At 67.1% G+C, this 13458-nt stretch carries 9 protein-coding genes and 2 pseudogenes; 2 read left to right on the top strand and 9 right to left on the bottom strand.

The window, feature by feature from the left end:
• Nucleotides 1–154: 154 nt before the first annotated feature.
• The 5 genes and pseudogenes from AB1I47_RS10510 to AB1I47_RS10530 all read right to left on the bottom strand — a co-directional run bounded on the left by AB1I47_RS10510 (nt 155) and on the right by AB1I47_RS10530 (nt 5232).
• Nucleotides 155–1129 carry an acetate--CoA ligase family protein gene (locus tag AB1I47_RS10510; RefSeq protein ID WP_354683694.1) on the bottom strand — a complete coding sequence of 325 codons (975 nt, stop codon included), beginning with the start codon at nt 1127–1129 and terminating at the stop codon, nt 155–157.
• Between the two features lie 125 nt (nt 1130–1254).
• A pseudogene (locus tag AB1I47_RS10515) lies at nt 1255–2079 on the bottom strand (thiolase family protein); the annotation flags it as partial.
• A 1-nt stretch (nt 2080) separates the two neighbouring features.
• Nucleotides 2081–3318: pseudogene (locus AB1I47_RS10520) on the bottom strand (ABC transporter substrate-binding protein).
• Nucleotides 3319–3360: 42 nt separating this feature from the next.
• Entirely contained in the window at nt 3361–4416 is a 1056-nt protein-coding gene (locus tag AB1I47_RS10525; RefSeq protein ID WP_354683695.1) for a cyclase family protein, read from the bottom strand.
• Between the two features lie 3 nt (nt 4417–4419).
• On the bottom strand, nt 4420–5232 hold the full coding sequence (locus AB1I47_RS10530; protein ID WP_354683696.1) for an IclR family transcriptional regulator: 813 nt from the start codon (nt 5230–5232) through the stop codon (nt 4420–4422).
• Nucleotides 5233–5610: 378 nt separating this feature from the next.
• Between AB1I47_RS10530 and garD the strand changes: the two genes are divergently transcribed.
• Entirely contained in the window at nt 5611–7170 is a 1560-nt protein-coding gene (gene garD, locus AB1I47_RS10535; protein WP_354683697.1) for a galactarate dehydratase, read from the top strand.
• Nucleotides 7171–7219: 49 nt separating this feature from the next.
• Here the strand turns inward: garD and AB1I47_RS10540 are convergent, their stop codons facing one another.
• From AB1I47_RS10540 to AB1I47_RS10550, 3 genes are all read right to left on the bottom strand, one after another.
• Nucleotides 7220–9001 carry a cytochrome c biogenesis protein DipZ gene (locus AB1I47_RS10540; protein WP_354683698.1) on the bottom strand — a complete coding sequence of 594 codons (1782 nt, stop codon included), beginning with the start codon at nt 8999–9001 and terminating at the stop codon, nt 7220–7222.
• 307 nt (nt 9002–9308) lie between these two features.
• The gene (locus AB1I47_RS10545; protein WP_354683699.1) at nt 9309–10058 is read right to left on the bottom strand and encodes a creatininase family protein; all 750 of its coding nucleotides are present in this window, start codon (nt 10056–10058) and stop codon (nt 9309–9311) included.
• Between the two features lie 25 nt (nt 10059–10083).
• Entirely contained in the window at nt 10084–11370 is a 1287-nt protein-coding gene (locus AB1I47_RS10550; protein WP_354683700.1) for an MFS transporter, read from the bottom strand.
• Between the two features lie 198 nt (nt 11371–11568).
• Between AB1I47_RS10550 and AB1I47_RS10555 the strand changes: the two genes are divergently transcribed.
• On the top strand, nt 11569–12516 hold the full coding sequence (locus tag AB1I47_RS10555) for a LysR family transcriptional regulator (protein WP_354683701.1): 948 nt from the start codon (nt 11569–11571) through the stop codon (nt 12514–12516).
• Here AB1I47_RS10555 and AB1I47_RS10560 read toward each other — a convergent pair.
• Complete coding sequence (locus AB1I47_RS10560) at nt 12513–13364, bottom strand: LysR family transcriptional regulator (protein ID WP_354683702.1); 852 nt, start codon at nt 13362–13364, stop codon at nt 12513–12515. The two genes, AB1I47_RS10555 and AB1I47_RS10560, sit on opposite strands and share 4 nt — an antisense overlap.
• Nucleotides 13365–13458: the final 94 nt, after the last annotated feature.

The raw sequence follows: 13458 nt of genomic DNA on the forward strand, positions 1-13458 counted from the left end.
CACCGCCAAACACCCAAGGCAGGAGCCCGGTGCGCGAATCGCGCACGCCGGGATCTGTGCGGGGGGTGCTCAGTAATGGGCATTCCTACCGCGACATCCGTATGGATGCAAGAAAAGTCTGGCTCTGGTAGCGGAAGACGCCCGCCGAGAACTCCTAGCGTGCGCTGTTCGCCACTTCCATCAGCGCATCGACCACCACCACGCCATCCTGGCCGGCCATTACCGGGTTCAGGTCGATCGCGCGGATCGCGCCGCCCGCCTCATGGATCAGCTCGCCGACCTGCGCCGCGAGCCGGCACAGCGCACCGATATCCACCGCTGGCTCGTTGCGCACGCCGCGCAGCACCGGGGCGATGCGCAGGCCGGACAGCGCCCGTTCCACGTCGGCTTGCCCGCAGGGGGCCAGCAGCACGGCGGTATCGCGCAACACCTCCACGTACTTGCCGCCATCGCCGATCACCAGCACCGCGCCGAAGACGGGGTCCCAGTGCGCGCCGATCATGCATTCGCGCTGGCCGCGTGTCATGCGGGCGACGACGATGCCTTCACAGTGCGCGCCCATGGCCTGCAGCGTGCGCATCTGGCGCGTGAAGGCGCTCGCGACGGCCTCGGCATCGTTGCAGTGCAGGGCGACCAGGCCGTGCTCGCTCTTGTGCGGCACCTGCGGCGAACTGGCCTTGACCGCCACCGGCGCACCGATGCGGCGCCAGCCGGCGACCGCGGCATCGACGTCCTGGCAGAGGTAGTGCTCGACTACCGGCATGCCGGCCGCTGCCAGGCGCGCCAGGCTGGCGGCCTCGCTCAGCGTCGCGCCCGGCGATGCGCCGGACTGCAGGGCTGGCGCCGCAGGCATAGGTGGCTCGCCTTCGGCCGCGATCTGCCCGAGCCGTTGCTGGTGCGATACCAGTTGCGCAAACGCGGCCAGCGCTTCGGCTGCGCTGGCGTAGGTTGGCACGCCGGCCCGGCGGAAGGCCTCGGCCACCGGCGGCTGCCACACCGCTACGGCGATGGGCTTGCCGGCCGTATCGGCAAAGGCGGCGGCATCGCGGGCAAAGCGCGGCACGTCGTAGCCCATGCCCGAGACCGGGATATCGAGCAGGAACAGGTCGGCGCTCGGGTCCTGCGCCACCACCGGCAGCACCTCGCCGAACAGCGTGCTGTTGGTCAGCAGCGCGGCGGTGACGTCGACCGGGTTGGCGGTGGCGGCAAAGCCCGGCAGGCGCTCGGCCAGCGCGGCCTGGGTGGCATCGGACAGAGGTAGCCGATGCCGCTGGCGTCGCCACCGGCTTCGGCAAAGGCGCGCCGCGCGGCATCGGCGGCACCGGTCTGCATCACGTCGTCGATGGCACTGAGGTGTTGGTGCCGGTGGGCTTGTCCCGCGCCAGCAATGCGCACCGGTGTGCCGGCGCCGGGCTCGGCCGACACCACCACCGCCACCGCGCCGTCGGAGATGGGGCAGCAGTCCGACAGCCGCAGCGGCGTGGCGATCGGGCGCGACGCGCGCGCGTCGGCGGCGGACAGCGGCTCGCGCAGGTGCGCATCGGGATGCGTGCCGGCATGCGCGCGCATCAGCACGGCAAAGTCAGACAGCGCATCGGCATGCATGCCGGTTTCGTGCAGATAGCGCGAAGCCAGCAGTGCGTAGTAGGCCGGCACCGAAGCACCGTTGGGCACCTCGGCATGCGGCTCGCCGACTTGCGCGAGCGTCTGGATCGACTGGTCGCGGCTTTGGCCGGTGAGGCGGTTTTCGCCGGCCACCACCAGCACGTGGCGGCAGCGGCCGGCGCGCACCAGCTCGTGCGCCAGCATCGCCATCACGCCGCCGGTGGCGCCGCCTGCGGCCACGCCGTGCGCATAAGCGGGCGTCATTGACGCGTATTCGCAGAAGCGGTCGGCCAGCATCAGGTGCGGCAGCGTGGTGGCATAGCCGCACAGCACGCCGTCGATATCGCTGCGGGCGAGGCCTGCATCGGCCAGCGCCGCATCGGCGGCCCGCGCCATCAGCGTCAGCGGCGTGCTGCCTTCAAGGCGGCCGAAGCGCGTGTTGCCGGTGCCGCGTACGTAGGTCCGGATCGCCATGTCAGCGCCTGAGCAGCGGACACTGCGACTTCGATGCCGGCATGAAGGCCTGCTCGCCGGGCACGGTGGCCAGCACCTTGTAGTAGTCCCACGGATATCTGGATTCCGCCGGCGACTTCACCTCGAACAGGTACATGTCGTGGATCATGCGGCCGTCCTCGCGGATGCGGCCGTTCTTCGCGAAGAAGTCGTTGATCGGTGTCGACTTCATCTTCTTCATCACCGCCGCGGTTTCATCGGTGCCTGCCGCCTGTACGGATTTCAGATAGTGCATCACCGACGAATAGGCGCCCGCCTGGCTCATGTTCGGCATCTTCTTCAGCTTGTCGAAGTAGCGGCGCGACCACGCGCGGGTGGCGTCGTTCATGTCCCAGTAGAAGGCTTCGGTCAGCACCAGTCCCGCTGTGGTCTTCAGCCCGATGGCGTGGATGTCGTTGATGTAGAGCAGCAACCCGGCCATGCGCTGCGTGTTGTTGCGCGTCAGCCCGAACTCGGAGGCGGCCTTGATCGCGTTGACGGTGTCGCCGCCGGCGTTCGCCAGGCCCACCACCTGCGCCTTGCTCGACTGCGCCTGCAGCAGGTACGAGGCAAAATCGCTGGCGCCGATCGGGTGGCGCGCGGCGCCCAGCACCTTGCCGCCGGTCTCGTTGACCACGGCGGTGGCCGAGTCCTGCAACGTATGGCCGAAGGCATAGTCGGCGGTCAGGAAGAACCACGACTTGCCGCCACGCTGCACCATCGCACGTGCGGTGGTGTTGGCGAGCGCATAGGTGTCATAGGCGTAGTGCACCGACACCGGCGTGCACAGGTCGTTGGTGATGCGCTCGGTGCCGGGGCCGGAGAACACCACGATGCGGTTCTTCTGCCTGGCGACTTCCAGCACCGCCAGCGCCGGCGCCGAAGCGGCGACATCGAGGATGGCATCGACATTGGCCGTGTCGAACCATTCGCGCGCCTTGTTGGCGGCAATATCGGCCTTGTTCTGGTGATCGACCACTACCAGCTCGATCTTCTGCCCAGCACCTTGCCGCCGAAGTCGTCGATGGCCATCTGCGCGGCGGTGGCGCTGCCGCGGCCGGTGACGTCGGCGTACAGGCCGCTCATGTCGAGCAGCATGCCGATCTTGACCACATCGTCAGAGATGGCGGCCTTGGGCTGCTGCGCCTGTGCGCTGCCGCAGGCGAGTGCCGCGGCGATGGCAAGGGCGCTGGCCGCCCTGCGGCAAATCGAATGGTTCATGGCGTCTCCGCTGACTTGTTGTTGTCGGCTTATGTTGTGGGATTACACGGTGGCGACCGGCGTCACCGGCGACCCCACCGCGCCAGGCAGGCGCAGCGGCGGCGCGGTGAGCTGGAAGCGCGTGCGCCCGTTGGCGCGCAGCCAGTCGGCCAGTTCGCGCAGGTACCACAGCTCGCCCAGCGGCAGGCCCAGCTTGAACAGGCAGTGGTGGTGCAGCGGCAGCAGCGGGTGGCTGTTGTCGCCATCGGGCGCGGGGCGGGCCGGGTAGCGCTCGACCGCGTAGTTGTCGGCGATCAGCGCGGCGATACCGGCATCGGTGATCCAGTTCAGCAGCTTGTCGTCGCGGCCATCGAGCGCGCTGCAGCTATGGTGCAGCACGGCTTCATCGGGCTCACGCTGCATCGACAGCACCACCTCGGCAAAACCGGTGCGCAACAGCAGCATGTCGCCGCTTTCCACTTCCATCTTGTCCGCGTCCATCGCGCGCATCAGGTCGTCGTAGCCGATATTGCGCAAGTCCGTGCCGAAGGTGTGGGCCAGGTCGACCAGCACGCCGCGGCCCTGCATGCCCTTGACCGCGAAGTTTTCGATGCCTAGCGCCTGCGCCGCGCTGTGGTCGTGGCCGCAGGGATGCGCGGCGAAGTGGTCGTCCTCGGCATAGTCCACCGGGCCGACGATATGCTCGTTGGCCCGGTAGCCGTTGTAGTAGACGCGCTCGGCCCGGCCGTCGCCATCGGCATCGAACAGCGCGCCCACGTGCGCCAGCGCATCCCATTGCGTGCTGTACTGCAGGCACATCAGCACCTGGTCGTCGCTGATGACGTCGGTGGCGGCCGGATCGACCTTCGCCAGCGGGAAGTTGACGTAGGGGCTGTCGTCGCGGAACGTCGGGCGCAGCACTGGCGGATGGCGGCGCGGGTTGAGCTTGTTGCCGCCGGGATAGTCCAGCGGCAGCGACAGGCAGAAGCTGATGCCGGCCTGTACCTCGCGCGCACCCTTGACCACCTGCTCGGGGCCGATCAGGTTGACGCGGCCAAGCTGGTCGTCGGGGCCGAAGTCACCCCAGTTGGAACCTTGCGGACGTTGCCTCCAGCGCATCGGTCATGCCTCCTCTCGCGTACGTGGCCGGGTGGCCGGCCGGTCTGTGGTGGGGATGGCGCCCCCGTGGGAGCGCCAGGTTGTGCAGATGGTGTCGGCCTCGCGCCGCAGCGCGCGCGCCATGGCGGCCACGCGGCCGGTAATGCGTTCATTGAGGGCGGCGATGCTGAGCGCACCCAGTGGGTAGCCGTCCGGGCCCGGCAGCGCGATGGCGATGCCGCCCATGCGCTCGACCACGACGTCGAGCAGCACCGCATAGCCGCGCGCGCGCGTGGCCTGCACATGGCCGAGCAGCATCTCGCGGCTGAAGCGGGGGTAGCGGCGCATGGCCGGGGCGATGCCCTCGAGCACGGCATCGACCTCGGCATCGGGCAGCGCGGCCAGCAGCGCCAGGCTGCCGGCGCCGATGCCCAGCGGCCGGCGGCTGCCGATCTCCAGGTAATTGGCGCGGATCGGGAAGGTGCCCAGCCGCAGTTCGATGCAGACGGATTCGCAGCCGCTCGGCACCGACAGGATCGCGGTGTCCTCGAAAGTGTTGGCCAGCCGGATCAGCGCGGGCCGCACCAGCGGGCGCAGGTCGGTGCGATGCAAGGTGGCGGCATGCAAGGCCAGCCATTCCGGACCTGGCGTGAAGGCCTTGGTGGCCGGGTCGCGCTGCACCAGGCCTTCGGCGGTCAATGTTTCCAGCAGCCGCAGCGCCGACGCCTTGTCGACGCCGGCGGCCAGCGCCAGGTCGGTCAGCCGGCTGTTGCGCACGTCTGTCAGCGCGCGCAGCAGGCGGCAGGCTTTCTGCAGCGAGGTGCTCTGGGTGGTCACGCCGGTCGTCTCCTGTCCGGTTTTCGTTACGTGAAACCGGTATGTGCCTTTATAGACGATGAAACAACGGGGAGCCTCCTGCGATGCCGCAAAGTTTTGCGGGTTGAAATCGTGGGGGCCTGGGGGAAGGGCCGCGCGGCGCAGATGCGGCCCGGCCTCATATGTTGTCGTACAACTGTGCGACGACTTTATTTTTTTAATGGAGGGCCGTTCGATAGAGTGGGGCTAACGCCACTCCTGACAATGAAAATGCTGGCGGTAACTCCAAGATGTAAGGGAAATCCCGCAGTCGAAGCCTCGATATAACAGATAGAATGTCGTCAGACAACGTAACACTATCGCAGGCGCCCCGTGCCGCCCGCCCCGGAGCAACAAACAATGAGTGAAGCGATTTCCGCGCAGGCCGTGCGCCCCCTGTACATCACGATGCATGCGAACGACAACGTCGCCATCGTGGCCAATGACGGCGGCCTGCCGGTGGGGGCAACGTTCCCGTGCGGCCTGACGCTGGTCGAGGGCGTGCCCCAGGGGCACAAGGTCGCGCTGGCAGACCTGCGCGAGGGTGACGCGGTGATCCGCTACAACGTGGTGATCGGCTACGCGCTGAAAGACCTGCCACGCGGCAGCTGGGTCAACGAGCGCGTGATCCGCATGCCCGCGGCGCCTGAACTGCACGACCTGCCGGTCGGCACCCGCGTGACGCCGCTGCCGCCGCTGGAAGGCTATACCTTCGACGGCTACCGCAACGCGGACGGCTCGGTCGGCACGCGCAATATCCTCGGCATCACCACCACCGTGCAGTGCGTCGAGGGCGTGGTCGAGTTCGCGGTGCGCCGTATCAAGGAGGAACTGCTGCCCACCTACCCCAACGTCGACGATGTGGTCGGCCTGGAGCACACCTATGGCTGCGGCGTGGCGATCGACGCGCCCGATGCCGGCATTCCCATCCGCACCATCCGCAATATCGCGCTGAACCCGAATTTCGGTGGCGAGGTGATGATCGTCAGCCTGGGCTGCGAAAAGCTGCAGCCCGCGCGCCTGGTCGGCGCCGGCACCATCCCGATCCAGAAGGAGGGGGAGCCTGACGTGGTCTGCCTGCAGGACGAGCAGCACGTGGGCTTTGCCTCGATGATCGATTCGATCATGGCCACCGCGGAAAAGCACCTGCAGCGCCTGAATGCGCGCCGGCGCGAGACCTGCCCGGCCTCAGACCTGGTGGTGGGCGTACAGTGCGGCGGCAGCGATGCGTTCTCCGGCGTTACGGCCAACCCGGCGGTGGGCTTTGCCACCGACCTGCTGGTGCGCGCCGGCGCCACGGTGATGTTCTCTGAAGTGACCGAGGTGCGCGACGGCATCGACCAGCTCACCGCGCGCGCGGCCTCGCCGGAAGTGGCCGAGGCACTGGTGAAGCAGATGGCCTGGTACGACCAGTACCTGGAGAAGGGCCAGGTCGACCGCAGCGCCAACACCACGCCGGGCAACAAGAAGGGCGGCCTGTCCAACATCGTGGAAAAGGCCATGGGCTCGATCGTCAAGTCCGGCACCGGCCCGATCCACGGCGTCAGCGGCCCGGGCGAGAAGGTCACGCAGAAAGGGCTGATCTATGCGGCTACGCCGGCGGGCGACTTTGTCTGCGGCACGCTGCAGCTCGCCGCCGGCATGAACCTGCACGTCTTCACCACCGGTCGCGGCACGCCTTACGGCCTGGCCGAGGTGCCGGTGATCAAGGTCTCGACCCGCAACGACCTGGCGCGCCGCTGGCATGACCTGATGGATGTCAACGCCGGCCGCATCGCGACTGGCGAAGCCACCATCGAAGAGGTGGGCTGGGAGCTGTTCCAGACGCTGCTGGCGGTCGCAAGCGGCAAGAAGTCATGGGCCGAGCACTGGAAGATCAAGAATGCGCTGGTGCTGTTCAACCCGGCGCCGGTGACCTGAGCCTCAGGCGGCAGGGGGTAGCTGCTGCTGCTGCTGCGGCGGCGCCGCATCATCCGAAGGTAAAGACGTAGGCCTGGACGCCGGGGTCGAGAAACCGGATTTCAAAGGTTCGCTCACCGACTTCGCCGGCCTGGCGCACGAGTTGGTAGAGACGCGTGTCCATGACGGTCCCACTACCCGCTGCATCGACGTCCGCGCCGTGATTCGCACCGGGCGCCTTGCCGTCGATGGTTACCTGGAAGCGCACCGGTTTGCCGTCGGCCGCGGGCCCGAGCACGAGATGGAGGTCGCGCGCGCGAAACCGGTAGGTAATACCGCCGCCCGCGCGATTGAGCGTAGCCTGCTCGGGATTCACGGTCCAGTTGCCGCTCAGCCCCCACTGGTTCAGCGACGGCTTCGCGATCGTGTAATCCCGCGCGGCGTCAGGACTCAGCCCCTGGGATGAAGCGAAATTCGACGCCTGCCGATAGCCGAGATAGGTCTCGGGAGTGCGGACGTTGCCGAGATCGGGAGCCGCTTCGGCGCCGCTCGCCTGCGGCTGTACGGCATCGATCGCGGTCGCCTGACTGCCGGCTTCCCTCAGCAACGCCTGGATGGCCTGTTCCGACTTGTCATAGTCGCCCTCGCCGAACTGGTGATGACGAACCTGCCCCTTCGCGTCGATGACATAGAAGGCCGGCCAGTACTGATTGCCGAAGGCGCGCCAGATCGCGTAGTTGCTGTCCACGGCAACGGGATAGCTGATGCGGTGCCTGTCGATCGCCTTGCGGATGTTGCCGGTGTTCTTTTCGAAAGCAAACTCCGGGGTGTGCACCCCGATGACGGTCAGGCCCTGATCCCTGTACTTCGCCTCCCAGGCCCGGATATAGGGAAGGGTGCGAAGGCAGTTGATGCAGGAGTAGGTCCAGAAGTTGACCAGCACGACCTTGCCACGCAGTTGTCCGGCCGTCAGCGGCGGCGAATTCAGCCACTCGACCGCGCCATTGAGCGACGCTATCTGACCCTCGACGGGGAGGCCGCTGCGGAACGCCCGCTGCGTGTCGGCGACGGCCCGCATCATGCCGTCGCTCGCCGCCGGAAGCGTCGCCCGCTGCGGCTTGCTGGCGGAGAAGGCATTCAGGACGCCTTGTTCGAGGCGCGTGGTGCTGGCGCCTGAGAGTTCGGCAAGCAGGCCGACATCGGCGCCCAGCCCGATGGCAGCGACACTGCCAAGGACGGCCGCCCCGAGCCCGCGCCGCAGCCATTCTCCGGCAACCAGCGATCGCTTCATGGCCGCAAAGACGCGGCCACTGACCAGCAGCGCGACGGCGAGCGAGGTGGCTGCGCCAGCCGCATAAGCCATCAGCAGCGCGGCGGTCTGCGCGCTGGCGCCATGCAGCGCGGCACCTGTCAGCACCAGGCCCAGGATCGGCCCCGCGCATGGCGCCCAGAGCAGCCCGGTGGCGATGCCGAGGAGCAGCGCCGCACCGGTCGCCGGCGCCGGCCGCGGCCCCGGCCCCTTGGACGGCCTCAGCAGGCGGTTTGCCAAAGCCACGACCGGCTGCGTCAGCTTGCTGGCCAGCGGCGGTGCCAGCAGCGTCACGCCGAACACCGCAAGCAGCGCCAGGGCGACGTACCGGCCATACGTATTGGCGTGGATCGCCCAGCCAGCGCCGGCCGCGGCCAGCGTGGCAACGGCGGCAAAGCTCATTGCCATGCCGGCGAGCATCGGGAGGGTGCTGCGGACAAAGGGCTGGTCCGCGCGCGCAAAGACAAACGGCAGGACGGGCAGGATGCACGGACTGAGTATCGTCAGCACGCCCCCGATGTAGGCAATGATCAGAGCAGTCATGATTGGGGTCTCCGGCATGTTGCTGGGGCCACGACTGTGGGCCAGCGATGCATGCAGACAGGGTAAGCCGCCACCGTATCAGTCATGTATCGGGGACTGGCTGCGGATGTAAGGCAGGTTATCCGCGCGCCCGCCGGATGCATTGCGATACAAAGCGATGGCCCCGACTGCCCCGAAGCGGCGCAACTGCCATGGCGGCGCCGCATGCGAGGTCGTCGGCTCTTCCGCTCCCTTCCCAAACGTGTCCCGCATCGGCAGAGTGCCGCGCGCAGCATTTCCCGACGTCCCGCAGGCAGGTCCGGCGCAATCAGGCGGGCACCGGCTCGCGGCTGAAAGCCTCCAGTTCCCGTGCCAGGCTCTGTGCCGCCAGCCGGACGAGCGCCTCGCCCTTTGCCGGCGTTGCCTGCCCGGGGTCGGAGCCAATGCGGCCGTCGGGATAGCGCGCGCGGAAGTCGAGCGCCTCACGGATCGGACCTGACGGGGCGATCCGCGGCGCATAATCGGCCAGTTTGATGGCGTCGGGGAAGGCCCATTGCGTGACGGCGATCTCGGATGGCGTGGCGTGCGAGCCATGGCCGGTGGGGAACTGCTCGCGCGCCAGTTCACCGACGCCCTCCAGGTCCCACCAGTTGCACAGCTTGAGCGCGAACCCCGCGCGGCGCCTGCCGAAACTGGCTTCCGCGTAAATCTCCGAGAACGCGGCCTCGATCGACGCGACGTTGCCGCCATGGCCGTTGAGGAACAGGATCTTTTCGAACCCGTGGCCCGCCAGCGAGCGGATCCAGTCACCGATGGCGGCGATAAAGGTCGACGGGCGCAGCGAGATCGTGCCGGGGAAGCCGAGATGATGCTGGGCCATGCCGATATTGAAGGTTGGCGCAACCAGGATATCGGCATCCTTCTCGGCTTCGCGCGCGATGATCTCCGGGCACAGCCAGTCGGTGCCGAGCAGTCCGGTCGGACCATGCTGCTCGTTCGAGCCGATCGGGACGACGATGGTGCGGCTGCGCGACAGGAACTGCTCGACTTCAGCCCAGGTGGATAGATGTAAAAGCATTGGTACTCCTTTCTTCTGAAGGGGATTACTGTCTCGCGGGCAGCTTGTGGGCGAGGATGATCACTGCGGCGACCACCGGCAGCAAGGCCATCACCAGCACGCCGAAGTGGAGGTTGCCCGTGGCCGTCTTGGCCCATCCGATAATGGCCGGGTCCCAGAAGCCGCCGGACAAACCGATGGTGTTGATCAGTGCAATGCCGCCCGCCGCGGCCGGGCCCTTGATGTACTCGGCTGGCATGGCCCAGAACACCGTATAGGCCATCCAGAACGCCATGGTCGCGAGCGTAAGCAGGATCAGCGACACGACCAGGTTGCCATCGGCAAGGGTCGACGCGGCGAGCAGCAGGCCGCCGGCCAGGGCCGGCACCGCGCTGTGAAAGCGCCGTTCGCCGACGCGGTCGGACCTGCGGCCCATGACAAACATGCCGAATGCGGCAGCCACATAGGGCAGCGCCGAATACCAGCCCAGCTGCACGGTATCGTTCACGCCCTGTGCCTTGATCATGGTCGGCAGCCAGAAGCTGATGGCGTAGATGGTCGCAATGATGCAGAAATACGCGAGGGCGAGGACATAGACCCTGGCATCCTTCGCCACTGCCATGAAGGAATGCTTGTGCGCCGCGGGGACCGCAAGTTCAGCCTCGAGCAGGCGCTTTTCATGGTCGGTCAGCCAGGTCGCTTCCGACGGCCGGTCCGGCACCAGCCGCAGCGCGAGGATGCCGAGCAGTACGCAGGGCAGGCCCTCGACCAGGAACATCCATTGCCAGCCGGAAAGGCCGGCGGTGCCTGCCAGCGCGGTCATCAGCCACGCGGATACCGGGCCGCCGACAATGCCGCCAAGCGGGCCGGCGATAAAGACGATCGCGATGGCGCGGGCCATGCGCTGCGGCCCGTACCAGCACGACAGGTAGTAGATCATGCCCGGCGCGAAGCCGGCCTCGAAGACGCCCAGCAGGAAGCGCATCGCATAGAACATCGGCACGTCGCGAACGAACAGCATGCAGGCCGAGGTGATGCCCCACAGCACCAGGATGCGGCTGAAGGTCTTGCGTGCCCCCACCTTCGGCAGCAGCAGGTTGCTCGGCAACTCGAACAGCACGTAGCCCAGGAAGAAGATGCCGGCGCCCACGCCATATGCGGCATCGGAAAAGCCCAGCTCGCTTTGCATCTGTAGCTTGGCGAAGCCGACGTTGACCCGGTCCAGGTAGGCGAACAGGTAGCAGACCAGCAGGAAGGGCAGCAAGCGCCAGTTGATCTTGCTGTAGAGCGACGAGGCGTCGTCGACAGCGCTCGTGGTGGGAATTGCCAACATGCCGGTCTCCTGTATTGCGCGTGGTTTAGTTCTTCGTTTTGCTGATAGTGGCAGCGCAGGGTTTAGCCACCAACAGCAACTAAGTCCACGATTCGTTCCCTTTTGAGCAACACACCGCCGCATGGGCCGGCAGGATCGCCGCGGTTCAGGTATGGTTGGCGCCGGTTCAATCCCCCTCGGCGAAGTGGATGTTTCGATATGCGCGAAATCAATCAGCAGCGGCTGCGGTATTTCCGTGAAGTCCTGGCCCACGGCACCATCCGCGGGGCTGCGGACAGCCTCAACACCTCACCCTCTGTGATCACCCGGCAGATCAAGCTGCTCGAAGACGAACTGGGCGCCACGCTGTTCGAGCGGGAGCCGCGCGGGCTCAAGCCGACCGCGGCGGCCGCGCACCTGCTGGAATTCTGGCGGGGCTACCGCTCGCACCAGGAGAAGCTCGAGGACCAGCTGCACGCGCTCAAGGGGCTGCAGCAAGGCGAGGTCCAGATTGTGCTGAGCGAGGGTTTTGTGGATCCGCTGGTCAACGAAGTGCTGGCGCGGTTCTGTGCGCGCTACCCCAGGCTCGATATCAGCATGCAGATCCTGCCGGTCGACGACGTGCTGAACGAAGTCGCGGAAAGCCGCGCGCATATCGGCCTTGCCTACAATCCGCCGCCGCATCCGCGCATCGAGTACCGCGCCAGTTCATCGCAGCCCGTGGTATTGCTGGTCCGGCCCGATCACCCGCTGGCCCTGCGGGGCGGTGCCGCCAGCCTCCAGGACATGCTGGCCTATCCGCTCGCGATGATGCCGGCATCGTTCGGCATCGGACATGCGGCCAAGATGGTCGAGTTCGCCGAGAACATCAAAATCCGCCCGACGCTCGTCAGCAACTCGCTGACCGCGCTCAAGCAATTCGTTGCGTACGAGAACTTCGTGACGCTGATCGGCGAGTTCGCGGCCTATCGCGAGATCGCGGCGGGCACCCTTGCCGTGGTACCGGTCGATCATCCGCTGTTCCAGGGCACCCAGGCACGGCTGCTGGTGAAGACCGGCAGGCCCTTGCCCGCCGCGGCGCTCGAACTGCTGGACCATATCTGCCTGCACATGACGATGTTTGCCGGGCGCGGCGATTCAGGCGCCGGGCCGGCAACGCCTCACTAGCGCTGCAGTTCGGACAGGATCTGTTCGGCCAGGAAGTCGCACGGCGGCCGCTTCGACTTTGCGCTGCGCGCCAGCACCAGCTCCAGCGAGGCCAGCTCCGGCAGCCCCTGCGCCGGGCCAAGGATGGTGAAATGCGCCGGCACGGCGCAGCGCGCCAGCGGCGCCACCGCCAGCCCCGCTTCGACCATGCTGAGCAGGCCGAGCAGGCTGGGGCTTTCATAGGACATGCGATACGCGATCCGCGCCTGCTCCAGGCTGCGGATCGCGATGTCGCGGGCGACGCTGCCCGCCTGGAACACGGCGATGGGCAGCGGCCGCTCGTTCCAGATCTCGTGCGCGGCCGGCGAGGCGGCCCACACCATGGGCTCCAGCCGGATGAACTCGCCGGACAATCCCTTGACCCGCGTCGCGCAGACCAGGTCGACCGCCCCGTCCTTGACCATGGGCGCCAGCGCCACGCTAGGCTGCCCGATAACCTGGATCTCGACCTTGGGGTAGGTCGCGGAAAATTTCTTCAGGATCGCGGGCAGCAGCGATGACGCATAGTCGTCCGGCATGCCGAGCACCACGCGCCCGGTCACGTCGGGACGGACCACGGCGGCCCAGGCTTCGTCGCGCAAGGCCAGCATGCGGCGCGCAAAGCCCAGCAGCACTTCGCCTTCCGGCGTCAGCAGCACGTTCCTGGGTTTGCGCACGAACAAGGGCTTGCCCAGTGCCTGCTCAAGCGCCTTGATCTGCATGCTGACCGCCGACTGCGAGCGATGGACGAGCTCCGCCGCACGGGAAATGCTGCCGGTATCGGCCACCGCCACCATCATCGTCAGCACATCCAGGTCAAGCGCTTTCATTGGTATCAGGAAAACTGAAGCAACGGATCAATATTACGCGTTTTTCTTAACCATCGGCGCTCAGGCATACTGGCTCGAAATGTTTGCAACCTTT

It is taken from the genome of Cupriavidus necator (assembly GCF_040578825.1).
Taxonomy (GTDB): Bacteria; Pseudomonadota; Gammaproteobacteria; order Burkholderiales; family Burkholderiaceae; genus Cupriavidus; species Cupriavidus necator_E.